At 66.8% G+C, this 25,754-nt stretch carries 29 protein-coding genes and 1 pseudogene; 12 read left to right on the top strand and 18 right to left on the bottom strand.

Features of this window, described 5'->3' with window-relative positions:
• Positions 1 to 28 precede the first annotated feature (28 nt).
• Positions 29 to 517, bottom strand: a complete 489-nt coding sequence (locus tag H0X91_RS01100; RefSeq protein ID WP_006483369.1) for a RidA family protein — start codon at positions 515 to 517, stop codon at positions 29 to 31.
• Positions 518 to 745: 228 nt separating this feature from the next.
• Here H0X91_RS01100 and H0X91_RS01095 point away from each other — a divergent pair, with 228 nt between their 5' ends.
• Positions 746 to 1,045: an H-NS histone family protein gene (locus H0X91_RS01095; RefSeq protein ID WP_006483375.1), complete on the top strand. Its 300-nt coding sequence runs from the start codon at positions 746 to 748 to the stop codon at positions 1,043 to 1,045.
• A gap of 171 nt (positions 1,046 to 1,216) precedes the next feature.
• Here H0X91_RS01095 and H0X91_RS01090 read toward each other — a convergent pair whose 3' ends face one another.
• Positions 1,217 to 1,549, bottom strand: a complete 333-nt coding sequence (locus H0X91_RS01090; protein ID WP_006483368.1) for a cupin domain-containing protein — start codon at positions 1,547 to 1,549, stop codon at positions 1,217 to 1,219.
• An 899-nt stretch (positions 1,550 to 2,448) separates the two neighbouring features.
• Positions 2,449 to 3,372, bottom strand: coding sequence for a LysR family transcriptional regulator (locus tag H0X91_RS01085; RefSeq protein ID WP_060265027.1), 924 nt, complete (start codon positions 3,370 to 3,372; stop codon positions 2,449 to 2,451).
• A gap of 67 nt (positions 3,373 to 3,439) precedes the next feature.
• Here H0X91_RS01085 and H0X91_RS01080 point away from each other — a divergent pair, with 67 nt between their 5' ends.
• On the top strand, positions 3,440 to 4,057 hold the full coding sequence (locus H0X91_RS01080; protein WP_034203945.1) for a LysE family translocator: 618 nt from the start codon (positions 3,440 to 3,442) through the stop codon (positions 4,055 to 4,057).
• Positions 4,058 to 4,091: 34 nt separating this feature from the next.
• Here H0X91_RS01080 and H0X91_RS01075 read toward each other — a convergent pair whose 3' ends face one another.
• Positions 4,092 to 4,712, bottom strand: coding sequence for an FMN-dependent NADH-azoreductase (locus tag H0X91_RS01075; protein WP_330165479.1), 621 nt, complete (start codon positions 4,710 to 4,712; stop codon positions 4,092 to 4,094).
• A gap of 141 nt (positions 4,713 to 4,853) precedes the next feature.
• Here H0X91_RS01075 and H0X91_RS01070 point away from each other — a divergent pair, with 141 nt between their 5' ends.
• Entirely contained in the window at positions 4,854 to 5,732 is an 879-nt protein-coding gene (locus H0X91_RS01070; protein ID WP_080322393.1) for a LysR substrate-binding domain-containing protein, read from the top strand.
• Between the two features lie 82 nt (positions 5,733 to 5,814).
• On the opposite strand, the gene H0X91_RS01065 is transcribed toward H0X91_RS01070, so the two are convergent.
• Together H0X91_RS01065 and H0X91_RS01060 are read right to left on the bottom strand one after the other, a co-directional pair.
• Complete coding sequence (locus tag H0X91_RS01065; RefSeq protein ID WP_196432725.1) at positions 5,815 to 7,065, bottom strand: saccharopine dehydrogenase family protein; 1,251 nt, start codon at positions 7,063 to 7,065, stop codon at positions 5,815 to 5,817.
• Between the two features lie 43 nt (positions 7,066 to 7,108).
• Positions 7,109 to 8,026 (bottom strand): acetoacetate decarboxylase family protein, encoded by a 918-nt coding sequence (locus H0X91_RS01060; RefSeq protein WP_006483364.1) that lies wholly within the window; start codon positions 8,024 to 8,026, stop codon positions 7,109 to 7,111.
• Between the two features lie 239 nt (positions 8,027 to 8,265).
• Between H0X91_RS01060 and H0X91_RS01055 the strand changes: the two genes are divergently transcribed.
• A complete protein-coding gene (locus H0X91_RS01055) occupies positions 8,266 to 8,673 on the top strand; it encodes a DUF3224 domain-containing protein (RefSeq protein WP_034203941.1) in 408 nt (135 codons plus the stop codon).
• Between the two features lie 9 nt (positions 8,674 to 8,682).
• On the opposite strand, the gene H0X91_RS01050 is transcribed toward H0X91_RS01055, so the two are convergent.
• The 5 genes from H0X91_RS01050 to H0X91_RS01030 all read right to left on the bottom strand — a co-directional run bounded on the left by H0X91_RS01050 (position 8,683) and on the right by H0X91_RS01030 (position 12,665).
• Positions 8,683 to 10,248, bottom strand: a complete 1,566-nt coding sequence (locus H0X91_RS01050) for a methyl-accepting chemotaxis protein (RefSeq protein WP_196432724.1) — start codon at positions 10,246 to 10,248, stop codon at positions 8,683 to 8,685.
• A 191-nt stretch (positions 10,249 to 10,439) separates the two neighbouring features.
• Positions 10,440 to 10,694, bottom strand: coding sequence for a glyoxalase (locus H0X91_RS01045; protein WP_227746378.1), 255 nt, complete (start codon positions 10,692 to 10,694; stop codon positions 10,440 to 10,442).
• A gap of 257 nt (positions 10,695 to 10,951) precedes the next feature.
• Positions 10,952 to 11,797, bottom strand: coding sequence for an MBL fold metallo-hydrolase (locus H0X91_RS01040; RefSeq protein ID WP_006483377.1), 846 nt, complete (start codon positions 11,795 to 11,797; stop codon positions 10,952 to 10,954).
• A gap of 18 nt (positions 11,798 to 11,815) precedes the next feature.
• A complete protein-coding gene (locus H0X91_RS01035; protein WP_006483371.1) occupies positions 11,816 to 12,142 on the bottom strand; it encodes a hypothetical protein in 327 nt (108 codons plus the stop codon).
• Positions 12,135 to 12,665 carry a hypothetical protein gene (locus tag H0X91_RS01030; protein ID WP_006483378.1) on the bottom strand — a complete coding sequence of 177 codons (531 nt, stop codon included), beginning with the start codon at positions 12,663 to 12,665 and terminating at the stop codon, positions 12,135 to 12,137. Before H0X91_RS01030 ends, H0X91_RS01035 begins: the two co-directional genes overlap by 8 nt.
• A 167-nt stretch (positions 12,666 to 12,832) precedes the next feature.
• Between H0X91_RS01030 and H0X91_RS01025 the strand changes: the two genes are divergently transcribed.
• From H0X91_RS01025 to H0X91_RS01015, 3 genes are read left to right on the top strand one after another with little or no spacing between them, the layout of a single operon-like run.
• Positions 12,833 to 13,726: a LysR substrate-binding domain-containing protein gene (locus tag H0X91_RS01025; protein WP_006491561.1), complete on the top strand. Its 894-nt coding sequence runs from the start codon at positions 12,833 to 12,835 to the stop codon at positions 13,724 to 13,726.
• Positions 13,727 to 13,775: 49 nt separating this feature from the next.
• Positions 13,776 to 14,723 carry an alpha/beta hydrolase gene (locus tag H0X91_RS01020; protein ID WP_196432723.1) on the top strand — a complete coding sequence of 316 codons (948 nt, stop codon included), beginning with the start codon at positions 13,776 to 13,778 and terminating at the stop codon, positions 14,721 to 14,723.
• Entirely contained in the window at positions 14,720 to 15,085 is a 366-nt protein-coding gene (locus tag H0X91_RS01015) for a hypothetical protein (RefSeq protein ID WP_196432722.1), read from the top strand. Before H0X91_RS01020 ends, H0X91_RS01015 begins: the two co-directional genes overlap by 4 nt.
• A 41-nt stretch (positions 15,086 to 15,126) precedes the next feature.
• Here the strand turns inward: H0X91_RS01015 and H0X91_RS35300 are convergent.
• The 5 genes and pseudogenes from H0X91_RS35300 to H0X91_RS00995 form a co-directional block, all read right to left on the bottom strand.
• Positions 15,127 to 15,272, bottom strand: a pseudogene (locus H0X91_RS35300) (LysR family transcriptional regulator); the annotation flags it as partial.
• 100 nt (positions 15,273 to 15,372) lie between these two features.
• Positions 15,373 to 15,600 carry a tautomerase family protein gene (locus tag H0X91_RS01010; protein ID WP_006483372.1) on the bottom strand — a complete coding sequence of 76 codons (228 nt, stop codon included), beginning with the start codon at positions 15,598 to 15,600 and terminating at the stop codon, positions 15,373 to 15,375.
• A 48-nt stretch (positions 15,601 to 15,648) separates the two neighbouring features.
• Positions 15,649 to 16,386: an SDR family oxidoreductase gene (locus H0X91_RS01005; protein WP_077056940.1), complete on the bottom strand. Its 738-nt coding sequence runs from the start codon at positions 16,384 to 16,386 to the stop codon at positions 15,649 to 15,651.
• 28 nt (positions 16,387 to 16,414) lie between these two features.
• Complete coding sequence (locus H0X91_RS01000; protein ID WP_340139763.1) at positions 16,415 to 17,341, bottom strand: carboxymuconolactone decarboxylase family protein; 927 nt, start codon at positions 17,339 to 17,341, stop codon at positions 16,415 to 16,417.
• A complete protein-coding gene (locus tag H0X91_RS00995) occupies positions 17,338 to 17,748 on the bottom strand; it encodes a (R)-mandelonitrile lyase (RefSeq protein ID WP_006497975.1) in 411 nt (136 codons plus the stop codon). The genes H0X91_RS01000 and H0X91_RS00995 overlap by 4 nt, the downstream gene beginning before the upstream one ends.
• Positions 17,749 to 17,878: 130 nt before the next feature.
• Between H0X91_RS00995 and H0X91_RS00990 the strand changes: the two genes are divergently transcribed.
• The gene (locus tag H0X91_RS00990) at positions 17,879 to 18,787 is read left to right on the top strand and encodes a LysR family transcriptional regulator (protein WP_080331944.1); all 909 of its coding nucleotides are present in this window, start codon (positions 17,879 to 17,881) and stop codon (positions 18,785 to 18,787) included.
• Between the two features lie 198 nt (positions 18,788 to 18,985).
• On the opposite strand, the gene H0X91_RS00985 is transcribed toward H0X91_RS00990, so the two are convergent.
• Positions 18,986 to 19,672 carry a TetR/AcrR family transcriptional regulator gene (locus H0X91_RS00985; protein WP_196432721.1) on the bottom strand — a complete coding sequence of 229 codons (687 nt, stop codon included), beginning with the start codon at positions 19,670 to 19,672 and terminating at the stop codon, positions 18,986 to 18,988.
• 52 nt (positions 19,673 to 19,724) lie between these two features.
• Between H0X91_RS00985 and shc the strand changes: the two genes are divergently transcribed.
• Positions 19,725 to 21,764, top strand: coding sequence for a squalene--hopene cyclase (gene shc / locus H0X91_RS00980; RefSeq protein WP_196432720.1), 2,040 nt, complete (start codon positions 19,725 to 19,727; stop codon positions 21,762 to 21,764).
• 67 nt (positions 21,765 to 21,831) lie between these two features.
• On the opposite strand, the gene H0X91_RS00975 is transcribed toward shc, so the two are convergent.
• Entirely contained in the window at positions 21,832 to 22,746 is a 915-nt protein-coding gene (locus H0X91_RS00975) for a LysR substrate-binding domain-containing protein (protein WP_006497971.1), read from the bottom strand.
• Between the two features lie 149 nt (positions 22,747 to 22,895).
• On the opposite strand from H0X91_RS00975, the gene H0X91_RS00970 reads away from it, so the two are divergent.
• Genes H0X91_RS00970 through H0X91_RS00960 form a run of 3 tightly spaced genes read left to right on the top strand, consistent with a single transcriptional unit; the run spans position 22,896 to position 25,745 of the window.
• Positions 22,896 to 24,020 carry an NAD(P)/FAD-dependent oxidoreductase gene (locus H0X91_RS00970; protein ID WP_006497970.1) on the top strand — a complete coding sequence of 375 codons (1,125 nt, stop codon included), beginning with the start codon at positions 22,896 to 22,898 and terminating at the stop codon, positions 24,018 to 24,020.
• The gene (locus H0X91_RS00965; RefSeq protein WP_077056934.1) at positions 24,013 to 24,312 is read left to right on the top strand and encodes a (2Fe-2S)-binding protein; all 300 of its coding nucleotides are present in this window, start codon (positions 24,013 to 24,015) and stop codon (positions 24,310 to 24,312) included. Before H0X91_RS00970 ends, H0X91_RS00965 begins: the two co-directional genes overlap by 8 nt.
• Positions 24,309 to 25,745 (top strand): FAD/NAD(P)-dependent oxidoreductase, encoded by a 1,437-nt coding sequence (locus H0X91_RS00960; protein WP_196432719.1) that lies wholly within the window; start codon positions 24,309 to 24,311, stop codon positions 25,743 to 25,745. The genes H0X91_RS00965 and H0X91_RS00960 overlap by 4 nt, the downstream gene beginning before the upstream one ends.
• Positions 25,746 to 25,754 lie beyond the last annotated feature (9 nt).

Genomic DNA, 25,754 nt, shown 5'->3' with positions numbered 1-25,754 from the left:
GCGCGTTCCGTCGGCCAGCCACGGCGAATCAACCAGCGGCACCGCCGCGGTTCAGCCCGAAAATGAAATCCGCTTCGACCGATGCACCCTTCGGCAATTGCAGCACGCCGACCGACGAACGCGTATGGACGCCGGCGTCGCCGAGCACCGCGTACAACACGTCGGACGCGCCGTCGGCCACTTCGCTTTGCATCGTGAAGCCGGGCGCGCTGCGCACGTACACGGTCATGCGCGGCACCGTCGCGATCGCATCGAGCGTGCCGCAATGCTTGCGGATCAGCGACAGCGCGCGCAGCGCCGAGATGCCGGCCGCGCGGCGGCCATCGTCCAGCGAAACGGATTCGCCCACGACGCCGACGAAATGCACCACTTCCCCGATACGCGGCACCTGGCCGGCAATGTAGGCCGTGCTTCCGTCGACCAGCACGGGCGTGTACTTTCCGCCGATCCTGATCGTTTCGTCCGGATCGAATCCGAATTCGGCTGCAACCTGTTTCAGCGTGTCATCCCTGTTCATCAGTGAATTCCCCAATCCCTCTGAAAAAAGATAAAGAATAATTGAGTCTCCGCAGCGTGTCTCGCCGGAGAAGATCGGACGCAAACGATTCAAGTCAAACCACTTCTCAGGTGTTCGAAGCAGTCGTGCATTGCCATATCGGCAATGGAATTCGTAGTCGGCGCAATTTTCTTTATCATTTCCGGTTGAAACCGCTATCATGTATGGACACAACCTGAAGAGTGATATATGGCAACTTACAAGGAACTGAAAGCTCAAATGGACGCTTTGGCCGAGAAAGCCGAAGCAGCGCGCGTCGCTGAATTCCAGGCGATCGTCGACGACATCCGCACCAAAGTCGCGGAATACGGCATTACCGAAAAAGACATTTTCGGTACGCGCCGCGGTCGGCCGGCCAAACAAGCGGGCGCTCCCGTGCAGGCAAAGTATCGCGATCCGAAGACCGGCGCGACCTGGTCGGGCCGCGGTCGCGCGCCCGCATGGATCAAGGATGCGAAGAATCGCAATCGATTCCTGATCCAGGAATAAGATTGCCGGCATGATCCGGCGCGCGATTCAACGCGCTGTCCGGCGATTTGGGCATTGAGTCGGGCATCGATACCGGCGGGTTTCCAAGGCCGTTCCGGTTGACGAGGTTTTGCCCGATCGGCGTGTCGCGCACGGGTCAATCGACCGATCGTGCCGCACGCCAATCTTTCTTCAGCGTTCGTAATAGATCGCAAGCCAGACGGTTTGCATTTCGTCATGCGTCCACGCGACACGATGACGGCAATGCGGCTCGATCAGCACGTAATCTCCCGCGCGCATATCGAGCCGCGTTGCATCCGCTTCGAATTCGAGCACGGCCGCGCCGGACAGCAGCACGACCCATTCGGCGCGCGAGTCGTCATACCAGAACCCGTCCGGGCTCGCATGCCCCATCGATACGATTCGCTCGACGTTCACGTGCGGGCCCGTGACCAGCATGTCGATTCGCTCGTCGCCGCCGCGCCGCCCTTCGGCGCTGAATAAATTACCGGTTTGAAGTAGCATCGCCGCGCCTCGTCGTGGATGGTCGGGTAAAGATGCGGGTTTAAAGACGACGGGAAATGTTCGCTGCGGCCCGACATCGCCCGGGGTTGCACGTGCGTCGTTAAATGTTTTGTAAAAAAGATGAAGAATGAGTGCAACTTTATCCACGCTCATTCACGGGTGCGATAAAGCACATCGCAACGATCTTTTAGCGACGCGCACGCCATCATGCGCCATTTCGGCAAAGCCGGTCGAAATCTGCCACGCCCGTGCGTCTGGACGGCTATCCGGTATTGCCCTTGCAACACTCAGGTTTGCACGCAATGGTGACGATGTCGATCTTTGCGCCAACTCTGTTCGTCGCCTGCAATGTCGATCGCGACGGCTTGTTCCCGGGAAAACCCCGCGTCGCGTGCAATTGAATTCGGCAAAGACCAGTCTGGCATCTGCGTCGATCAATGCCGACGAGCGTAGCGCGGAACCACTGCGCTGCCCATTCCGGATACAGAGACAGTCGTCGCTCCCTGCCCAAGGCGACCTTGAAGCCGCTCGACGAACTTGCCACAATCCAAAAAATCCGCGAGTGCTATATCGTCGACTGAACTTTCCTTGCGCTCGGGCAGCGCGATCCGGGACGACCCGGACATCGAAGCATTCGTTCAGTTCAACGTCGGGCTGGTTCATATCATGCACGTAGCCGATTTTCGAACTGCCGGCCCTCACGAGACTCCCGTCTCGCTGATTCCGACGATCAATCGCCATCTCGTGCGGGCGGCACGAGTCCTGGTTCAACGCGACGACCGGTCCGTGCCGGTCCGTTGACAGCGGCGAGGCATGCCACGCCTGCCATCGCCTGAATCACCCCGGCGCTTCGGGCACACGCTTCGCCGCCTGTTTGAAGGCCCGCTTGGCAACCGCCGTCAAACCCGCCCCCTCAACCAGCCCAGCAACGCCGCCTGCGCACTCCCGTCCGCCACCGGCGCCGGCGTCAACAGGTAGTAATCCGATCCATCCTCGACGAACCCCATCGGCGCAACCAGCACACCGCTTTCGATGTCGTCGCGCACCAGATGCCACGGCCCGATCGCCACCCCGAGCCCCGCGACGGCCGCCTGCAGACTGAAGTAGAAGTGATCGAACCGCTGCCCGCGCCCGTTCGCGGCCGGCTGCTTCGCCGCCGCCGCCCACGCGTGCCATGCGTCCGGCCGGGTCCGCGTATGCAGCAGCGCAGCGTCGGGCTTCAACGCGCGGCCGCCGCGACGCGATGCAAACCACGCGCCGACCTTGTCCGGCCGGCAAACCGGCCCCACCCGTTCGGCGAACAGACGTTCCGCGTGATACCCGGCCGGCCACGCGAAATCGTTGCGACGAATCGCCATGTCGATACCGTCGTCGAACGAGAACGGCCCGCCCGCGGCGGCCAGATGGATATCGACGCCCGCATGCCGCGCCTGGAAATCCGGCCAGCGCGGAATCAGCCAGCGCATCAGGAGCGTCGGCTCGCACGACAGGACCGGACGTCGCGCACGGGCGGCCTCGGTGCGCAATGCGTGGGCGGCGTGACGCATCAGCCCCAGGCCATCATGGACGGCCTGGGCGAGCGTGCGGCCGGCATCGGTCAGGAACACGCGACGACTGCGTCGCTCGAACAGCGCCACGCCCAGGTCGTCCTCGAGCAGACGTACCGCGCGGCTGACCGCGCCATGGGTCAGGCACAGCTCGTCGGCCGCGCGGCTGAAATTCTCGTGACGCGCCGCCGCCTCGAAACAACGCAGCGCCATCAGCGACGGCAGGTTCGTCCGAATCGACTGTGATCCAGACTCACCATTCTGGTCAGAAAACATCGTTTTCCCCGATGAAGCACGATGGATACGATTGTGCCATCAACCCATTCATCGCTGGAGCAACACCATGACCGAACTGATAGTCGTAGTCACCATTACGCTGCTGGCCGTCATCAGCCCGGGGCCTGACTTCGCGATGGTCACGCGCAACAGCCTGATGCTGTCGCGTCGTTCCGGCGTGTTCACCGCATGCGGGATCGGGCTCGGCGTGACGGTTCACGTGAGCTACACGCTGCTGGGCGTCGGGCTCCTGATCCGACAATCGCTGTGGCTCTTCAACGCCGTCAAGCTGATCGGCGCGATGTACCTGATCTACCTCGGCGCAAAGATGCTCATGACGAAAGCCGGCGACGCGCAAGCCGACACCCGCGTGGCGCCGCTGTCCGATCTCGCCGCGCTGCGCACGGGCTTTCTGACCAACGCGCTGAATCCCAAAACCACGGTGTTCATCGTCAGCCTGTTCATGCAGGCCGTGCGCCCCGACACGCCGCTGATCGTGCAGATCGGTTACGGCGCATTCATCGCGGCCGCACATGCCGGCTGGTTCAGCCTCGTGGCGATCTGTTTCTCCGCCACGGCCGTCCGCGATCGCCTGCTGTCGCTGCGGCACTGGATCGATCGCACGTTCGGATGCCTGCTGGTGAGCTTCGGCGTCGCGCTCGCCATCGCACGCGGCGGGCGCTGACCCTCGGCCCGCGCGGATGCAGCGCGCGGCGACATCAGAACGTGCGCGCAATCGCCCGCGCTTCGTCGATCGCGCGGCTGCGGTCGACCTTCCCGTCCGGGAACAACGTGCGCTCGACGACGATCCCGGTGACGTCCGTCACGCCCACGAACCTGAGCCACGTTTCCATGTAAGGGCGCTGCAGATCGAACTCGGCAGCCGGCGTCAACGACCCCGGCGACTGATAGGCCAGCCCGCGCGCGTAGACCACCGCCGCCTTTTTGCCGATCAGCTTGCCGGCAAAACCCGCTGCATCGAACGTGAACAACACATCCTTCTGCGAGATCACGTCGATCAGGTGCTTGAGTTTGTACGGAATGCTGAAATTCCACAGCGGCACGCCGAACAGGAACTTGTCCGCTGCGTGGAACGGCGCCGCGAGCCGCTCGATCTGCCGCCACGCTGCCGCCTGCTCCGGCGTCAATGCCGTGCCGCTCAATCCCGCATATTTCGCGGCCAGCGCGGCGGCATCGAATTCAGGCATCGGCAGATCCCAGATATCGAGCTTCCGAATCTCGTGATCGGGATGCGCTTGCCGGTATGTGTCGAGAAACGCGTCGCATACCTCGATGGACGCCGAATATACCTTGTTGGGTGAGCCTTCGATATAGAGCACGCGTGTCGTGACGCCGGTCCTTGCCAGAAGTGACGACGACGCACGGGATGCGCGCTCGCCCACTGCACTTCGCAGCCTAGCGGGTCGGCCTATAATCCGGAAACGATATTAATTGATCGAATTAACCCGGATTGGTGATGAATGAACCCTCCTCTCGACACCGCGCTGCTTCATACGTTCGTTGCAGTCGCCGACGTGCGCAGCTTCACCGGCGCCGGGCGCCGGCTGAACCTCAGCCAGTCCGCGGTCAGCGCGCAGATCGTGCGCCTCGAGCAACAGGTCGGCCAGACACTGCTCGTGCGCAATACGCGCAGCGTGACGCTCACCCCACACGGCGAAACGCTGCTCGGCTACGCGCGTGCGATGCTCAACCTGAGCGCGGAAGCGCGCGCCAGGATGGGAACGGGTAACGCGGTCGACGTCAAGCTGCGGATCGGCGTGTCGGAGGATTTCGCAGGCGGCTGGCTGCCGGACCTGATGCGCCGCCATGGCGCCGCGCGACGCGGCCTGCGGCTGGAGCTCGTCGTCGATATCGGCGACAGCCTGTTTCGACGGCATGCCGACGGCGAATTCGATCTCGTGATCGGCAGCCGGTGCTCGCACTCGGGCCATGGCGCGACGTTGTGGCAAGAGCCGCTCGTCTGGGCGTTCGCGCGGCATGAGCCGCTGCCGGAAGGCGACGTGCCGCTCGCGTGCTTCCCCGATCCGTGCCCGTATCGCGGCGCCGCCATCAAGGCGCTCGCGCTGGCCGGCATGCGTTACCGGATCGCGTGCGAAAGCCCGAGCGTGACCGGCATCCGCACCTTCGCACGGGCCGGCATCGCGATCGCACCGGTGCCGCGCAGCGCGATCGACGACACGCTTCGCGAACTCGGCTTGCCCGAAGGCTTGCCGGCACTGCCGGAGATGGAATTCGTGATGATGCACGACGCGCGGATGCCGGCGGCTGTCGAATTCGCCGCAATGATCCTGAACGAAACGGCCGCCCGCGCCGGAGCAGGCACGCGCAACCGGGCATAGCGGGCAGCGCCTGCGTGCGTCCCGCCGGCGCCGGCCCCTGCATGGCGTCCCGCCCGGCTCGAATAGCGGATGGCGACCGCCTTCAAATCACCTCGAAACGCAAGCCGGCATGGCGAACCAGGCGCTCGATATAGCGCTCGTCGAACATCGTCGCGGGCGTCCAGAAACCGCCGCCGCGGCCGGTCTTCACGCCATCGCGGCGGCAATCGAGCGCGAGGTCGAGCGCGGCCTGACCGAGCATCTTGCCGGTGGAGCCGTAGCCGGGATCGCGATCGCCGGTGACTTTCACGCGCAAGGTTCGCCCGTCGTCGGTGCGGCCGAAGAAGCGCAAATCGTAGCGGCCGGCCCGTTGGGCGTCGACGCTCGGTCCCTCGCCGGGTTTCGGCAGCAGGAAGCGCGCCATCAGGCCGCGCACCGGCCCGATGAGGACGCCCACCATGAATGCGCCGAGGCCCGCCACCATCGTCAGCGCGGTCACGCGTCCTTTCAGGCCCGTGCCCGTCATCACGGCTTCGTCATAGGTGAAGCGGCTGCCGTACGCATTGCCCGCCAGCGCATTGGAGCGGTGCACGACGCGCTCGTTGATCGCGGCCATCACGAACGGTGCGATCCACGCGCCGCAGTCGCGATCGAATTCGGCGGATCGCACCGCGTGCTGCCGCACCGTGAAACCATGCCGTTGCGGGCACAACGAATAAGGATCGAGCAGTTCGCGGCGCAATGCCGGATCCGCCGCCGCCTCGCGCACGACGTTGATCACGCTGGCCACGGTGCCGCCCGACGCACCGCCCTTCAGCGTTTTGACGCGCATCTTCACATGAGCGGCCGGCTCGCCCCATTGCTGCCGCGCCTGTTGCTGCAGGAAGAACACGCCCATGTCGGAAGGCACCGAATCGAAGCCGCAGCAATGCACGATGCGCGCGCCCGATTGCCGGGCCGCGGCTTCGTACCGGTCGATCATCCGCCTGATCCACTGCGTCTCGCCGGTGAGATCGCAATAGTCGGTGCCGGTTTGCGCGCAGACCCTGACCAGCGGCTCGCCGTACAGCGCGTAGGGGCCGACGGTGGACACGACCACCCGCGTTTGCGCGCACAGTGCCTGAAGCTGCGCTTCGTCGGCCGCGTCGGCGACGATGATCGGCACCGACCGCCCGGCCGCGCCGAGCGTATCCCGGACCTGCCTGAGCTTCGCGTCGGAGCGGCCCGCGATCGCCCAGCGCAACGTATCGCCGGCGCCCGCGTCCGACAGGTAGTCGGACAGATAGCGGGTCAGGATTTGCCCGACGAAACTGGTGGCGCCAAATACGACGAGATCGTAGGTCGGTTGAGGCATGGACGACTCCTTCCGTGCGCGCACGTCGCACGCATCCGTATCGTTAGCGTGGCTTTCCGGATTCGTCGAACGCCCTCAAAGGCGTCGGCAGATTCAGGACCAGTTGCGCATCCTTGACCACGTCGAGACGCATGATTGTGGATGCGCCGAGCCCGTCGAGCAACTGGCTCAGCGGCCCGCCGTGCCGCACCAGCTCGACGTTGCGCGGCAACAAGCGCTGCGCGAACGACAGCATGTTGGTCTGCACCGACGACTGATGCCATTCGCCGTCGATGCGATTGACCATCGTCGTCGTACCCATGTGCGATTGCGACGGGACGTGGGTCAGCGTCGGCAGCGGCACGCTCAGGCTCAGATCCGGCCGCCCGCCCGGGCCGGCGATACGCGCGCGCGCGGTGGCATCGATGTTCACGTCGATCTCGGCGAGCCACTTCGGCAACTGATAGCCGTGTACGCCACGTACCCGCGCAATGTCCGTCGTGACCGGCAGCGCCAGCACGTGCGCGAAGAAACTCCGGCGCCGCATCGAGTCGATCAGTTCCAGCGCGTGCGAACCTGTCGCGCCGGGCCGGCGAATGACCACCGCGACCGATACTTCGTCATACGGATCGTTGTCGCAGACCGAATACGAAAAGAACGTCAGCGCGACGAGCCCGTATCCGGGCAGCGCCCGCAGCGGTTCGAGCGGGATCGGCAGCATGGTCCGCAAGCGGTCGAGCGGTGCAAGGAACAGCAGTTGAATGCTGCTGGAACGGTAGTAGAAGTTCGGCGCCCAGGTCGGGCCCACGCGTGATGCCACCTGACGCTTCGGAATTCGCCGGAAAAAATCGATGTTCCCCGCCGCGGGATCGCGCGCCACCGCGTCCAGGTCCGGATTCATCCGGAACCGGTCGTAGTACCCGCCCTCGGGCACGTCGACCGTGTGCGGCCCGAATTCGACCTGTGTAAAACGTCTGTCCATGTTCGTCGCCTCTCGTCGATGCTCGACCGTGGCAGGCGAAATCCTCGGCCTGCCGATTCACTGCCGTCAGCATGGACTCTAAGCTTCAAGTCAGCTTCAAGGTCAAGGCGATGAGTAGAGGAAGATGTCGGACTGCGGTGGCGCGACGGCTCGTCCCGTACACGGCCGGCATTCGGTCACCGTCGGCGGAACCCGCTTGGCTTATAGTGCGGAGTGCCCATTCAACGAGGAGAATGCCAATGAAACTGCAGGCCAGCGGTCCATTCGAAGTGAAGCTGAATCCGGAATCCCTGAGTCGCGTCGCCGAATCCAGCGGGCTCGGCCGCATGTCGCTGGACAAGCATTTTCACGGCGATCTGGAAGCCGTCAGCCAAGGCGAAATGCTTGCGTTTCGCAGCAGCGTTCAGGGTTCGGCCGGGTACGTGGCGATGGAAACCGTCACAGGCGTGCTCGGCGGACGCAAGGGCAGTTTTGTCCTGCAGCACAGCTCCACCATGACGCGCGGGCAGCCGGCGCAGTCGATCACGGTCGTGCCCGATTCCGGCACGGACGAGTTGCTCGGGCTGTCCGGTTCGATGCACATCGACATCGACAACGGCCGGCATGCGTACCGCTTCGACTACGCGTTGCCGGACGCACCGCAATAAGCGCGCCCGTCACGCGAGCGCCGCTTCGCGCAGACGGAACTGCGCGACCGCCGCACTCAGCCGCGCGCCCTGTTCGTCGAGCGACAGCGCCGCGGCCGCCGCCTCCTCGACCAGTGCGGCATTGCGCTGCATCGTCTGCTCCATCTGAATCACCGCGGCGTTCACCTGTTCGATGCCCGACGACTGCTCGTCGAATGCCTGGCTGGTTTCGCCCATGATCGTGTTGACGCGCTCGACCGCCGCAACCAGCTCGGCCATCGCCGAGCCGGCCAGGGCGACGAGGCCGCTGCCATCTTCGACGCGTCGCGCGGAATGGCCGATCAGATCGCGGATTTCCTTCGCCGCCGCCGCGCAACGTTGCGCGAGCCCGCGCACCTCGCTCGCGACGACCGCGAAACCGCGGCCTTGCTCACCCGCGCGCGCGGCTTCGACGGCGGCGTTCAGCGCGAGGATGTTGGTCTGGAACGCGATGCTCTCGATCACGCCGACGATGCCGGAGATGCGTGTCGAGCTGTGCGAAATTTCCGACATCGTCTCGACGACGCGCTGCATCGCTTCGCCGCCGCGCGATGCAATGCCGGCCGCGCCCTCGACGTAGGTGCGCGCATCGCGCGCGTTGTCCGCGTTCTGGCGCACGGCCGCCGTCAGTTGCTCGACGCTCGCGGCCGCCTGCTGCAGCGACACGGCCTGCTGCTCGGTGCGCGCGGACAGGTCGACGTTGCCGCTCGCGATCGTGCGCACGTCGCCGACGATCGTCTCGGTGCTCGCGCGCACCTGGCTGACGGTCTCGACGAGGCCGTCCTGCATCCGCTTCAGCGCATTCAGCAGATACGCCATCTCGTTCTCGCCCGGCACGACGACGGTGCCGGTCAGGTCGCCCTTCGAGATCTTTTCGAACTGGTCGACCGCGAGATTGATCGGCCCGATGATCGCCTTCGCGAGCACGCGCTGCGCAACGAAGCCGACGACGAGCGCCAGCACCGCGACCGCCCCCATCCCCCATACGATCCGGTGGAAATTCGCACCGGCCGCATCGTAGCGCGCCTTCTGACGCGTGACCTGGAACGATTCGAGCGCGTCGATCGCCTCCTGGTAGGCGGCGAACAATGCCGGCGGCGCGGTGCGCTGGGTGTCGAGGAAGTTGAACGCGTCGTCGCCGTCGAGCTGCGACAGTGCCTTCAGGAACACGCGATCGAGCAGCGCGCGCCGGCGATTCTGCAGCGTGTCGAACAGCGCCTGCTCGCCGGCGTCGCGCGGATGCAGGCGCGTGTACGCGTCCAGCTCGTCGTCGCTCTGCTTGAGCAGCGTGTGGAGTTGCGCGACTTCCGCCTTCGCGGACTGGCCGGCGCTGATGATCTGCGCGACGTCGCTCATGCGTTCGCGCAGCACCAGCATTCGCTCGGAGCTGGTCTTCAGATGCAGCAGCGACGCGGTATCGTCGCGGTACATCGCCTCGAGCGAACCGTTGCCCATATAAAGCGCCGCGATGCCTGCGCCGACCACCAGCACGAGCAGCACGGTGTAGCCGGCGATGGTCGCGACGAGTCCACCACGGATAGTGAGTTGTTTTCGCATGACGTTCCCTTGAGCCGGCCGGGCACGGCCAGCGGCGGATGTGAATTCCGGAACACGAACGACGCGCGCCGTGACGCAAGACGAGGCGCGGGGGCTGCGAACGGGTTAACGGCGCGGGGAACGGGCGGCTTTTATCCGCACGCGACGCGAATCTTGACGATTGCGACAGAGGGAAGGAGGCAGCAGCGCGGCTACCGGCCGTCGCCGAGCCTGGAACGAATCTCGTCGATCGACAGGTCGCGCTGGTGCGTGGCGATCTGCCAGACCTTTCTCCACGCAGCCTTCACCATCGGCCGCCGGTCGCGGTACGGCATGTCGGCGGGCGCTTCCAGCGGGATCGCTTGCGCCGCGAGCGCCCGCCCACAAGTCGAATCGGTGTCCTGGACATACACGTGCAAAAACGCCGGCATCGGACCGCGCAGGCCGTCTGCGCCGCCGATCACCACGACGGCGGCCGATCCGGATCTCGGCAGGCAAACCGGTACGGAATCCGCCCTCCGCGTCGAACACCGCGCGGATGAAGACGATCAGGTTGCGCGGATCCGCAACGACGATCCGCGGCGTGACGGTATGCCGTCCATCGGGCTGGAATGGGGCCATGACGTGCGACCGCCGACGAGGGTCCAGGCTGGATTGTCCTCCTCGAGCGGCAGCCTGCAAAGCGGACACTGGGTATCGACCACGCACGTCCGCGTGCATCGCCTCATGCGTCGGTCTCGTAAAACAGCCCGTATTCGCCGTGCGTTCGCCTGATGCGCGCGAAGCCGGGTTCGCCCAGATGCATGCCGGCGATCAGCAGCCCTTCCGAGCTGACCCGATCCAGCAGCCGCGAACGCGTCGTCGCCGCTTGCGACGCATCCTGATCGAATGCGATCGCGACGTCCGGTCGTTCGATCTGGATGTGCGGAAAATGCACGATATCGCCCCACACGAGCAGGCCCCGATCGCCGGATTCGAGCAGGTAGCCGGTGTGTCCGTCGGTATGTCCCGGTAGGGATATCGCAGCGATCCCCGGGAGCACCTCGCCTTCGTCGACGGTCCGGAGCGCGTCGCCGTACGCATCGAATGCGTGACGCGCGATCCGGAAATTGCCACGGGCGCGCTCGCTTGCGCGGCTCAGGTTGCCGTCGTCGCGCCAGAATCCGACCTCGCGTCGATGCGCGACGAGTTCCGCATTCGGAAACGCAACCTGTCCGGCGGCATTCAGCAGCCCGCCGACATGGTCGGGATGGGCGTGGGTGAGCAGGACGGTGTCGATCGCGGCAGCGTCGATGCCGGCCAGCCGCAAATTGTCCATCAGGCGGCCGCCCCATTGCCTGATGCCGCCGGCCCCGGCGTCGACGAGAATCGTGCGGCCCGCACCGCGCACCACGTAGCAGTTGATATGCACGGCGGACGGCTCGTGCTGCCCGGCCGCGCGCTGCATCGCGGTAGCGTCGGACACGTCGATATTCGACAGGAAATCGAGGCTGGCCGTGAGGTAGCCGTCGCTGATCGCGGTGATCGTGAAATCCCCGACACGCCGGCCGGGAAACGTAACGTTGGACATCCTGCTTCTCCGCAGCGGCTAGTTTCGGGCGTGAAGGTTCGGCGCGGCATGACCGAAACAACGGATGCGCGCCGTCAGGCCCGTGCGGCGAACGATCGCGCGATCCAGCGCTTCCATGAACGCGCTCATGACCGCGAGCGGGCGACACGACGCCTCGCGATACTGGATTTCCGCGTAAACCGGATGCCCGCATCCGTGCCGGACCGCCACGTAAATGACGTGGACGTTCCGAACTTCTGCCTGGAGAACCGCCGTACAGAGTTCGACGCAGTCGGCGGACAGTTCGGCGAGGCGCGCATCGGGCGGCATGCGGTCCGCATCGATATGGAACGTCACGTTAGGCATCGCGGGCCTGCTTCGTCAGTTGCGGCGTCATCGGCGCATACAGGTCGAGGCCGGCCGGCAGGTTCCCGGCAAGCGCGGCGTCGCGGCGCGGCAGGACCGCGAGCCAGCGACGCGCCGGGCACTGCGCCAGCGCCACGGCTTGCATGGCCAGCGGCTTCAGGCCCAGCCCGATCAGCGGATCGGGCCCGCCGGCACTCAGCGCGAGCAATTCGCCGGCATCGACCGCCGGTGCCCGACCGATATCGCCGTAGAGATTGCGGTGCCAGTCGGTGATGTGTTGCTGCCAGCGCGCGAAATTGCCGCCGCCCTTCTGCCGATATTCGTCTCCGGTCAGCACGTCGAGGCCGTCGATCGTGTGAATGGCCAGGTAGACGGGGCAGCCGTCGCTTACCGCCCTGAAACGCTGCGACGTGTGGAAGCCGGTCACCGAGATGAGGGCCGGCAGCTTGTCGGCACTGTAGAAGTCATTCCATTCGGCTTCGCTGGCAGGGTCGGCGAAGCTGCATTCCACGGTGTAGATCATCGGATTGTCCTTCGTGACGGATGTGCATCCTGGGCTTCGAATGCGGGATATTCAGTGCAGTGACGTAATGCTAATCTGCTGTTTTCCGCGCAGATATCGACTTAAAATCAGCCTTCAGTGATATTTGATCAAGCAGGCCGTCGAGCGCACTCACCAACTCGATCCCGATGCGACGCAAGATTCCGAGCAATTCCGCGCTCCTGGCCTTCGAGGCGGCGGCCCGACACGGCAGTTTCGCCCGCGCCGCCGACGAACTGGCCCGCACCGAGGGCGCCGTCAGTCGCCAGATCGGCCGGCTGGAGGCGTTTCTGGGCGTGACGCTGTTCGAGCGCGTCGGCAACCGCGTGCGGCTGGCGCCCAACGGCACGCGATACGCGGTGCAGGTGCGCGAGATTCTCGATCGGCTGGAACGGGACAGCCTGTATCTGATGGGCCAGCCCGTGGAAGGCGCGAGTCTCGATATCGCCGCGATTCCGACCTTCGCGACCCGCTGGCTGATCCCCCGGCTGAAGCGCTTTCAGGATCGGCATCCGACCATCACCGTGCACATCGCCGAACGGATGGAGCCGTTCCTCCTGGCCGGCAGCGGATTCGACGCAGCCATTCATTTCGCGCATCCGGCGTGGGCCGGCATGCATCTGCATCCGCTGCTGGAAGAGGTGCTGGTGCCCGTCTGCAGCCCGTCGCTCCTCGAAGACGCTGGCGCGAACCCGTCGCTGGATGCGCTCCCGCGCCTTCACCGGCGGCAGAATCCGGATGCGTGGCAGATCTATGCGCAGGAGGCCGGCATCGTGCTGACCAATTCGGCGGTCGGCCCGCGATACGATCTCCATTCGATGCTGATCGAGGCCGCGCTGGCCGGCCTCGGTGTCGCACTGGTGCCGCGCCTTTACATCGGGGCCGAGCTTGAGCAAGGGCGTCTGGTCGCGCCCTGGCCGGACGGCAAAGCGGTGACGAAAAACTTCTGCCTCGTGCTGCCCGAGCCGATCGAATTGAGCGCGGCGCCGGTACAGGCGTTTGCGGAATGGGTGCTTGGCGAGGCGCGGGATTCGGTGCGTTGATGCCGTGCCCGAAGTTCATCACCACACGGATCAGGAACGTCATTCACACATGATGCAGACGGAAATCGAAATACCGGGGCCTGTCGGCCCGCTGAGCGGCACGCTGTCGTCTCCAGCGGCGGGCGTTGCTCCGGTGGTGCTGATCGTGCCGGGATCGGGTCCGACCGACCGGAACGGCAACGGACCAAACGGCCTTCAGGCATCGACTTACCGGTTGCTTGCCGAAGGATTGCTCGGCCAAGGTATCGCGTCGGTTCGCATCGACAAGCGCGGCATGTACGGTAGCGCTTGGGCGATCGCGGAAGCGGACGACGTCACGATCGACGACTACGCGGCAGACGTCCGCGCGTGGGTGGCGGCCATCCGTGCGCGGACCGGTGCGCGCCGCGTATGGGTGCTGGGGCATAGCGAGGGAGGATGGGTCGCGTTGTCGGCGGCGCGGCAAACCGCCGACATCCACGGCCTGATCCTCGTGTCCACGCCGGGGCGGCCGCTCGCACAGGTGTTGACGCAGCAACTGCGGTCGAACCCCGCGAATGCCGCCGTTCTGGGCAACGCGATGTCGATACTCGAATCGCTCGAAGCCGGGAAGACGGTCGACGCAGCCACGATCGATCCTGCACTGATGCCGTTGTTCAGGCCGCAGGTTCAGCGGTTCCTGATGAGCGAACTGGCCATCGATCCGGCGGCCCTTCTGGCCGGGTATGCGAAACCGGTGCTGATCGTGCAGGGCGCGCGCGATATTCAGGTGGGCGTGCAGGACGCGCAACGGTTGAAGGACGCGAGTCCAGGCGCCCGGCTGACGATCGTCGCGAATGCCAATCACGTGCTCAAGGCCGTTCACACGGATACGCTCGACGACAATCTTGCCGCGTATTCGAACCCGGATCTCCCTGTGGCAAGCGGTGTGGTGGAAGCCATTGCGGCGTTCGTTCAGGCATCGCCAGACGATCGGTGCGCGCGCCACGCGTTTCCGCAACAAAAAACCGAGCGATGATCCACACGATTCGATTCCGGGTTCGACCGGTTTATCACGGTAGCGATCTGCTGGTCGAAATACTCGACGACCATCGTGCGGCCGACTTTCCCGACGTCGCCGCCATGCTCCGGGATGCGCTGCATTCCGTCCGGCTCGCGCATCCGGACGGCCTCGACGACCCGCAGATCGCCGGGTCGCAGGACCGCTATTTCAGCTATTGGTCGTATGCCCGCGGCCACTATGAAATCGACGACGATCTCTGGGGATGGTGCGTGACCGCGCCGGTCAACAATCGGGCCATCGTCGCTGACATCGAACAGGCGCTGCTGGCGACCAGACGATTCGTCAAGGAAGCCGCGGATGTCGGCAAGTTTGCATAACGCCAACGGACCACATCCCCCGACACGTCGCCCCTACCCCGCTAATCCAGATACGGCGCCAATACGCCCCCGATCCAGTCCATGAAAGCCCGCACGCACGGCGAAAGGTTGCGCCGATGAGCGACGGCGAGCGATGCGGCGAGCGGCTCGGGCCGCCAGTCCCCGGCAACACCTCGACGAGCGCGCCGCGTCGACATAGGCGCAGCCGCACTTCATCGTGGCTTCGGCACGGGGACTTGCACTTGCAGAGCGATCTGTGTCAAAGCCGGCGTGCCTGCGATGCGCGCTTACATCCGGTAGCCCGGTTTTTTGTACAGCGTTGCGGCACGCGCCTCGATATCCGGACGATAGACTTCTTCCTTCCACCTATCCGAGGGAATTTCCTCGAAGCCGACTGACACGGACTCCTGACCATAACCGAGTATCGTCATCACGTCGCGTGTGATGGCGTCCGCCAGACGTTGCTTCTGCTCCTCGGTTTTCCCGGGCCACGCTTTGACGATGATGTGGGGCATAGCGTTCTTCTCCGACATTCGACAACGGCCGCATGCGCGCGGCCGTACTCAATAGGCCTGATTCGTGGGCCGGAACAGCACTTCGTTGATGTCCACGTCGTCGGGCTGGCTCATCGCGTATTCCACCGCGCGCGCGAACGCCGATGCCGGGATGGCCTGCTGATACACCTGGCTCATGCCCTTCGCGACGTCCGGGTCGGTAACGGTCCGGGTCAGCTCGGTCGCCACCGCCCCCGGCGACAGGATGGTCGTGCGGATGTTGTGCGGCTTGACCTCCTGCCGCAAGCCTTCGGTCAGCGCGCGCACCGCATGCTTGGTCGCCGCGTACACGGCGCCGCCCGGGCCGACCTTGTGCCCGGCCACGGACGACACGTTGATGATGTGCCCGCCCTTCTGCCGGATCATGTGCGGCAGCGCGGCGGCGATGCCATACAGCACGCCCTTGATGTTGACGTCGATCATCCGGTCCCATTCGTCGACGTGCAGGCGTTCGAGCATCGAGCTCGGCATCAGCCCCGCGTTGTTCAGCATCACGTCGATGCGGCCGTGCAGGTTGACCGCGCGGTCGACCAGGCGCTGGACTGCGTCGCGTTCGGTGACGTCCGTTTCGAGCATCGCTTGCCGTCCCGCGCCGATTTCGTCGGCGAGCCGCTCCAGCCGGTCCACGCGACGCGCGCCGAGCACCAGCTTCGCACCACGTTGCGCCAGATGCCGCGCGGTTTCTTCGCCGAGGCCGCTGCTCGCGCCCGTAATAACGACGACCTTGCCGTCGATGTTGTCGGTCATGATGTTCCTCTCTTCAGTTGCGCGCAGGTCACGCCGCGCGCCGTGAAAACACGTCCTTGAACACGGGCATCGCCGAAAAGACGTTCGGCCATCCCGCGTAGAACGCCAGTTGCGTCAACGCCTCGGATGCCTCGGCCTGCGTGAGCCCGTTGTCCATCGCGCGGTTCAGGTGATACGGGATCTGCGCCACCTGGCCGTTGGCGACGAGCGCACTCACCGTCACCAGGCTGCGGTCGCGCGGCGCGAGCCCCGGGCGAAGCCACAGGTCGCGAAACAGCGCATCGGTCGTGTACTCGACCACGCCCGGCGCGACGGCGCCGAAGTTTTCCGCGACCGTCCGTGCGCGCTGCGCCTCGGCCGCCTCGTTCAGCGGCAGCGGCGTGGCGTCCGCCGGCGCAAGCTGATCGGGCCCGATGCCGCGTTCGTCATAGACGTGCTTGACGACGATCGACGCGGCGCTCGCGTGGGCCCATCCCGCGTAAAAGGCCAGGTGCGCGATCATTTCCGATATTTCCGCGGGCTTCACGCCGTGATCCAGCGCGAGGCGGACATGCAACGGCATCTCGACGGTCTGGCCGCGGGCGATCAGCACCGACAGCGTCACAATGCTGCGATCGCGCGGCGACAGGTGCGGCCGCTTCCACAAGCCGTCGAACACGGTGTGCGTCGTGTATCGCTCGAAGGCCGGGGCGACCGCTTTCAAATCGGGGGAAGACAAGGGTTCCTGCATGGTGTCGGTCCTTTGCATGTGAGTGCACGCGGCGGCGAGCAGCGCCAGGCCCGTCGCGGCGACGAACCGCAACGGGCGACGCGTGCGATCGTCACCGTGCGCCGTATTGCACATCGGTGACGGGTTCGGGCCAGTTGACGTTGCGTCCATCGCTTTTCGCCCCGTCAACCGACGCGGCCAACGACCTCCAGCCGGCATCGGAGTCAGGGCAGCGGGCGCGTTCATTGCGGTTCGCCGCTACCGAGGTATTGCTCGTCCGTCACCTTGTCCAGCCAGTCGACGTTCTTGCCGTCGAGCGCTTCCTGAATCGCGATATGGGTCATCGCGGTGGTCGACGTCGCGCCGTGCCAGTGCTTGTGACCGGGCGGGCACCAGATCACGTCGCCCGCGCGGATCTCGACGCGCGGCTCGCCGTCGCATTGCGTCCAGCCGCAGCCGGCGGTCACGAGCAGCGTCTGGCCGAGCGGATGCGTGTGCCATGCGGTGCGTGCGCCCGGCTCGAACGTCACGCTGGCGCACGACACGCGCGCCGGCGGCGGCGGTGCGTTCAGCGGGTCGATCCGGACCGTGCCGGTGAACCATTCGTCGGGGCCCTTGATCGAGGGCTGCGAGCCCGCGCGCTTCAGTTCCATGATGTCGTCCTCTACCGAAAAAGGTGCCGCATGGATCGCTCCGGCGGCCAGCCATCCCACTTTAATGACTCGCGATTCATGCGACTAGATGGTAAAATCGGCATAGGCCTATGCTGTGGTGCATGAATCAATGGAAGACTTCAACGATCTGGCGGCGTTCATGACCGTCGCGCGCGAGCGCAATTTCACGCGGGCGGCCGCGCAACTCGGCGTGTCTCAATCGGCGTTGAGCCGAACGGTGCGCGCGCTGGAGGGGCGCATGGGCATTCCGCTGCTGACGCGCACGACACGCAGCGTGTCGCCGACCGAGGCCGGCCAGCGGTTGCTGGAATCGATCGCCCCACGCTTTCAGGAAATCGAGGTGGAACTGGAATCGCTGCGCGCGATGACGGACCAGCCGGCCGGCAACGTCCGGATCACCGCGACCGACTATGCGGCGAACGAGTACGTGTGGCCACGGCTGCAACCGCTGCTGCGCCGGTATCCGGCGCTCAAGGTCGAGCTGGTGAACGACTATGGTCTGACCGACCTCATCGCGGGCCGCTACGACATCGGCATACGGCTCGGCGACCAGGTCGCCAAGGACATGATCGCGCAGCGTATCGCGCCGGACATGACGATGTCGATCATCGGTTCTCCCGATTACCTCGCGTCCCGGCCCGCGACGAAAACGCCGCAGGACCTGACACAACACAACTGCATCAATCTGCGGTTGCCGACCAGAAACGCGCTGCTATCGTGGGAGTTGAGCAAGGGACGCCGCGAGTTGCAGGTTCGCGTCGAAGGGCAGTTGACGTTCAACAACGTCTATCAGATGGTCGACGCGGCGCTCGCCGGCTTCGGGCTCGCATATGTGCCGAAGGATCTGGTCGCGCATCACGTCGAAGCCGGCCGGCTCGGCTGGGTGCTGGAGGACTGGTTTCCGACGTTCGTCGGGCATCACGTCTATTACCCGAGCCGGCGCAAATCGTCGCGGGCGGTGGAGCTCGTGGTCGACGCGCTCAGGGCCGGGTATCAGCGCAACCCGCGGCAAGGATGAGCGGTCACGCCCGTGGTTCAGTAGCCGGCAGCTTCCGAAAGGCCATGCCCCATGCACGCGCTGCCGCAGGATCGAACGTAACGGGGTGGAGTCCCGGGCAAACGTGATCGGCCATCACGACCTCGATACGCGTGGCACGTCGAACCCCGCCGTCGCGCGACAGAATCTCGCCTGACGACATCGATCCCGTGCCGCGCATCACTTCGGAAACACGCCCCGGCTCATCGTATCGAGCTGCCGGACGATTTCCGCGCGCAATTCGGCCGATATCTCGATGCTGTCGAGCAGTTCGGAAATCCACAACCCGTCGGCCGCGAGCCGGCAGATCATCAGCGTCGCGGCCTGCTCGAGCGGCACCGGGTCGGGCCGCGTCCATTCGCGCATCGGCACCGACCAGCGCGCGCGCGTGTCCTGCTCGGTGATCATCGACGCGACGAGCACGCGCAGCACGTCGGTACTCGCGGCCGGATTGGCGGCATCGAGCACCGCATGCAGATACGCGCGCGCCGCCGCGCCGTCGCCGCCGGAATCCACCGCCATCCGCGCGGCCATCTGCGCGCCGAACCGCTCGGTCGCCTGCCCGAACAGAGCATCCAGCAGCCCCTGCTTGTTCGCGAAGTGATATTGCAGCGCGCCTTTCGTCACGCCGGCACGCTCGGCCACCGCATCGAGCGTCAATGCGGCCACGCCGTGATGCGTCGCGATCTCCGATGCAGCCGCCAGCAATTGCGCGCGCACCTGGTCCGGCGCTTTTTTTCGCCGCACGCCGGCCACGGCGGCAGCCGGCGGCGCCGATGATCCTTCAGGGGCCCGTGCGTCGGGCGCTCCGGCCGGTTCGACGGGCGCGGACACGTCGCGCGGCGCGGGTTCGAGGCGTTTTTTCATGGTGCGGATGGTAGCACTGCACGTCTCGAGATAAACATTCCGGCTGGATGGTATGATCCGCAGCATGAACAAATCGGCCCCCTCTCCCTGGTCCACGCTCGACACTGCCATCGCCCGTGGACGCGACGCACTCGTGCGCCTTCAGCAGCCCGACGGCAGCTGGTGTTTCGAACTCGAATCCGACGCGACGATCACCGCGGAATACATCCTGATGATGCATTTCATGGACCGGATCGACGACGTGCGCCAGGAGAAGATGGCGCGCTACCTGCGTGCGAACCAGCGGCTCGACACGCACGGCGCCTGGGATCTGTACGTCGACGGCGCGCCGGACGTGTCGTGCAGCGTGAAGGCGTACTTCGCGCTGAAGGCGGCCGGCGACAGCGAACAGGCGCCGCACATGATCCGCGCGCGCGACGCGATCCTGAAGCTCGGCGGCGCGGCGCGCTCGAACGTGTTCACCCGCATCCTGCTCGCGACGTTCGGCCAGGTGCCGTGGCGCGCGGCGCCGTTCATGCCGATCGAATTCGTGCTGTTCCCGAAGTGGGTGCCGATCTCGATGTACAAGGTCGCGTACTGGGCGCGCACGACGATGGTGCCGCTGCTGGTGCTGTGCTCGCTGAAGGCGCGTGCGCGCAATCCGCGCAACGTCTCGATCCGCGAGCTGTTCGTCACGCCCCCGGAACAGGAACGCCGGTACTTCCCGCCCGCGCGCGGCATGCGCCGGCTGTTCCTCGCGCTCGACCGCGCGGTGCGGCATATCGAGCCGCTGATGCCGAAGCGCCTGCGGCAGCGCGCGATCCGGCATGCGCAAGCGTGGTGCGCGGAACGGATGAACGGCGAGGACGGGCTCGGCGGCATCTTCCCGCCGATCGTCTACAGCTACCAGATGATGCAGGTGCTCGGCTACCCGGACGACCATCCGCTACGCCGCGATTGCGAAAACGCGCTGGAAAAGCTGCTGGTCACGCGGCCGGACGGCAGCGTGTATTGCCAGCCGTGCCTGTCGCCGGTCTGGGATACCGCCTGGAGCACGATGGCGCTCGAGCAGGCGCGCGGTGTCGCGGCGCCGGAAACCGGCGAGACGGCTGCCGGCACGTTGCGCGAACTCGACGAGCGCATCGCACGCGCGTACGACTGGCTGGCCGCGCGGCAGGTGAACGACCTGCGCGGCGACTGGATCGAGAACGTCCCGGCCGACGTCGAACCGGGCGGCTGGGCGTTCCAGTACGCGAACCCGTACTACCCGGACATCGACGACAGCGCGCTCGTCACCGCGATGCTCGATCGCCGCGGCCGCACGCATCGCCACGCGGACGGCACGAATCCGTACGCGCCGCGCGTCGCACGCGCGCTCGACTGGATGCGCGGGCTGCAATCGCGCAACGGCGGCTTCGCGGCGTTCGACGCCGACTGCGACCGCATGTATCTGAACGCGATCCCGTTCGCCGATCACGGCGCGCTGCTCGACCCGCCCACCGAGGACGTATCGGGCCGCGTACTGCTGTGCTTCGGCGTGACGAAGCGCGCGGAAGACCGCGCGTCGCTCGCGCGCTGCATCGACTACGTGAAGCGCACGCAGCAGCCCGACGGCAGTTGGTGGGGGCGCTGGGGCACGAACTACCTCTATGGCACGTGGAGCGTGCTGGCCGGTCTCGCGCTCGCGGGCGAGGACAAGTCGCAGCCCTATATCGCCCGCGCGCTCGACTGGCTGCGCGCGCGGCAGCACGCGGACGGCGGCTGGGGCGAGACGAACGACAGCTACCTCGACCCGACGCTGGCCGGCACGAACGGCGGCGAGAGCACGTCGAACTGCACCGCGTGGGCGCTGCTCGCGCAGATGGCGTTCGGCGACTGCGAATCCGATTCGGTGAAGCGCGGCATCGCGTATTTGCAGTCGGTGCAGCAGGAAGACGGCTTCTGGTGGCACCGCTCGCACAATGCGCCGGGCTTCCCGCGCATCTTCTACCTGAAGTATCACGGCTATACCGCGTACTTCCCGCTGTGGGCGCTCGCGCGTTATCGGCGGCTGGCGGGTGCTGCCGCGGCGCCCCCGGCCGCGGTGGCGGCCGCCGACACGGCGCTCGCCTGAGCGGTCGCTCGCCGCGGTGCGCCGACGCCCCCGGCGCGACCGCCGCGGCCATTCCTTCCCGGCCGGATCACCCGGCCCCCTGCTCCCGCATCCTGGCGAACGCGTCGCGCAAATCCGCGCAGAACGCGTCGCCGATCATCGACAGCGGCTGCGACGCGGACGTCACCAGATAGAAGTGATCGGGCACGGCCGGCTCGAACGGCTTGACGGCCACGCGCTGGCCCGCATACGCGGCCGTCACCGGATCGATCAGCGCGACGCCCGCGCCGTTCGCGACGAACGCGACGATCGTCTGCGACAGTTGCGCCTCGATCGACAGCACGCGCGACACGCCGGCTTCCACGAATACGCGATCGATCGCGCTGCGCGCCTCGAAGCTCGGCGGAAACGAGATGAACGCTTCGTCGCGCAGGTCGGCCGGCTGCACGACGCGCTTGCGCGCGAGCCGGTGCCCGCGCGGCACGATGCAGCACATCGCGGCTTCCGCGAGCCGCTCGCCACGCACCGCCGGGTGCGGGACGGGTTCCGCGATCAGCCCCACATCGCATTGCCCGGACGCGACCTTGTCGACGACGGTGGACGCGCTGTGCGCGAGCAGCGTGATGTCGACCCCCGGATGCGCGTGCGAGAAACGCGTGACGAGTTCGGGCAGCAGATCGAGCGCGACGGCGGGCGAGCCGGCCACGCGCAGCGTGCCGCGCCGCATCGCGCGGATCTGCTCGGCGGCCTGCGCGACGCGGTCGAGCCCGACGAACGCGCGTTCGACCTCCTCGTACAGCACGCGCGCCTGCGCGGTCGGCGTGAAACGCCCCTGCTGCCGCTCGAACAGCACGAAGCCGATCCGGTCCTCGAGATCGGCGATCAGCCGGCTCACGGCCGGCTGCGAGATATGGAGATCGCGTGCCGCGCGTGTGACGGTATGGCGCTGCATCACCGCGCGAAACGCTTCGATCTGACGAATCCTGAGCGAGGGCGTGGTCATAACACTGGATTATGGAGCGTTGATCAAGCTGTATTGGACAGCACATTTTGCCTGTCCGAACATCGGTTCCGCAACGTACTGAAAGCAAGGAGCCGCGCCGCCATGGGATATAACACGCAACCGCCTCACCCGCGACACCGGAGCCGCGCATGACCGTGCGCCGCTTCGACGTCGTCGTGGCCGGCGGCGGTCTCGTCGGCATGGCCATCGCGTGGGGCATCGCGCGTCTCGGCCAGCGAGTCGCGGTGTGCGACGGCGACGACATCGCGTTTCGCGCGGCGCGCGGCAATTTCGGGCTCGTGTGGGTGCAGGGCAAAGGCGGCCGCTGCGTGCCGTATGCGCGCTGGTCGCGCGAATCGTCCGAGCGCTGGCATGCGTTCGCCGCGCAGTTGCAGCGCGAAACCGGCGTGGATTGCGCGTTCGAACGCCCGGGCGGCATCGAGCTGTTCGAACACCGCGCGGAACTCGACGGCGCGACCGACCTGCTCGAATCGCTGCGCCGGCAGGAAGCCGCGCTGTCGTACGAGGTCCTCGATCCGGCGGCGCTGCGCCGGCGCATTCCGTCGGCGTCGCCGTCGCTGGCCGGCGCGCTGTGGTCGCCGAACGACGGTCACGCGAATCCGCTCTATACGCTGCGCGCGATGCTGCAGGCGTTTCAGCGGTGCGGCGGTGTCTATCTGCCGCGCAGCGAGGTCAGCGAAATCCGCCCGCACGCCGGGCGCTTCGAGATCGACACGCGCCACGCGCGGCTCGAAGCCGGGCGCGTGGTGCTCGCGGCCGGCCTCGACAACGCGCGGCTCGCGCCGATGGTCGACCTGCGCGCACCGATCTCGCCGTTGCGCGGCCAGATCATGGTCACCGAACGGCTCGCGCCGTTTCTCGACTATCCGACGCTCGTCGTCCGGCAGACGCCGGAAGGCTCGGTGCTGCTCGGCGACTCGGCCGAAGACGTCGGCTTCGACGACGGCCAGACGCGCCCGGCGATGGTCGACATCGCGCGTCGCGCACGCACCGCCTTCCCCGCGCTCGCGCATGCACGCATCGTGCGCGCGTGGGGCGCGCTGCGCATCATGACGCCCGACGGCCTGCCCGTCTACGAGGCGTCGACCACGCATCCCGGCGCGTTCATCGCGATCTGCCACAGCGGCGTGACGCTCGCGGCAACCCACGCCGATCTCGTCGCGCCGTGGATCGCCGGCGGCGCCGCGCCGGCCGACCTGTCCGCCTTTACCACCGCGCGCTTCGACGCGCCCACGGAAGCCCGGCATGTTTGAATCCCTCGTTCCCGCCGCCGCGACGCTCGAACGCGTGCGCATCCATATCGACGGCACGCCGCACGACGTGCCCGCGCAATACAGCGTCGCGGCCGCGATGCTCGCCGCCGGTTCGGCCGCGTGCCGCACGAGCGCCGTGAGCGGCGCGCCGCGCGGCCCGTTCTGCATGATGGGCGTGTGCTTCGACTGCCTCGTCGAAATCGACGGCGTCCCGAACGTGCAAGGCTGCATGACGCCCGTCGCCGAGGGCATGCAGGTGCGCGCGATGCACGGCAAGGCGAGGCTCGCATGACGCGCCGCCAGTGCGACCTGCTGATCGTCGGCGCCGGGCCGGCCGGGATGGCGGCAGCCATCGCCGCGCGCACGGCCGGCTTGTCGGTCGTCGTCGCGGACGAAGGCCGCGCGCCCGGCGGCCAGATCTACCGCAACGTGGCCGATGCGCCGGCGCCGCTCGCGCAATGGCTCGGCGCCGACTATACGGCCGGCCGGCCGCTCGTCGACGGCCTGCTCGCCAGCGGCGCGCATTACCTGCCGCGCAGCGTCGTGTGGCAGGTCGCATTCGAACCGACACCCGTCGCGATGCTCACGCAGAGCGGCCCGTCGCGCGGCACGCTCGAAATCGGCCCGCGCGCGGTGCTGATCGCGACCGGCGCGCAGGAGCGGCCGTGGCCGGTGCCCGGCTGGACGTTGCCCGGCGTGATGGGCGTCGGCGCCGCGCAAACGCTGCTGAAAGCGTCGGGCCTCGCGCCGTCGGCCGACGCCGTGCTGGCGGGCAGCGGCCCGCTGCTGTGGCTGTTCGCCGCGCAATTGCTGAATGCGGGCCGGCGCGTGCGCGCGCTGGTCGATACGACACCGCGCGACGCGTGGCGCCGCGCGCTTCCCCATGCGCTGCCGGCACTGCGCGGCGTCAACTATCTGCTCAAGGGCTGGCGCATGCTGCGTGCGGTGCGCGACGCCGGGATTCCCGTCCATCGCGGCGCGACCGACATCCGCATCGACGGCGACGATCGCGCCGAACGCATCCGCTTTCGCGACGCGGAAGGCGTCGTACAAGCGCTCGACACGTCCCTCGTGCTGCTGCATCAGGGCGTCATTCCGTCGACGCAGCTCGCGCGCGCGCTCGGCTGCGCGCATGAATGGGACGAAGCGTCGGCATGCTGGCGCCCGCAGCGCGACGCGCGCGGCCGCAGCAGCGTGCCGCACGTCTGGATCGCGGGCGACGGCGCAGGGATCGGCGGCGCACAGGCGGCGGCACTCGCCGGCGAAGTGGCGGCGCTCGACATCGCCCGGCAACTCGGTGCGCTCGACGCGCAACGGCAGGCCGCACGCGAACGCCCGGTGCTGCGTGCATGGCGCCGCCATCTCGCGGTGCGCCCGCTGCTCGACGCGCTGTATACGCCGCCCGCCGCGCTGCGCCGCCCCGACGACGACACGATCGTGTGCCGCTGCGAGGAAGTCACGGCCGGCGAGATTCGCCAGCTCGCGGCGCTCGGCTGCCAAGGGCCGAACCAGATGAAGGCGTTTACGCGCTGCGGAATGGGTCCGTGCCAGGGGCGCTGGTGCGGCACGACGGTCGGCGAACTGATCGCCGACGTGCAGCAGCGCGGCGTCGGCGACGTCGGTCACTACCGGATCCGCGCGCCGATCAAGCCGGTCACCGTCGGCGAGATGGCCGACGCCCTCGAACTGTCGAACGATTTTCAGCGCGGCGAATTCCCGAGCTGACGCGCACGC

This window comes from Burkholderia sp. 9777_1386 (assembly GCF_015712265.1).
Taxonomy (GTDB): domain Bacteria; phylum Pseudomonadota; class Gammaproteobacteria; order Burkholderiales; family Burkholderiaceae; genus Burkholderia; species Burkholderia cenocepacia.
The sequence above is the reverse complement of the archived record's forward strand: the minus strand, read 5'-3'. Positions and strand labels throughout refer to the sequence as shown.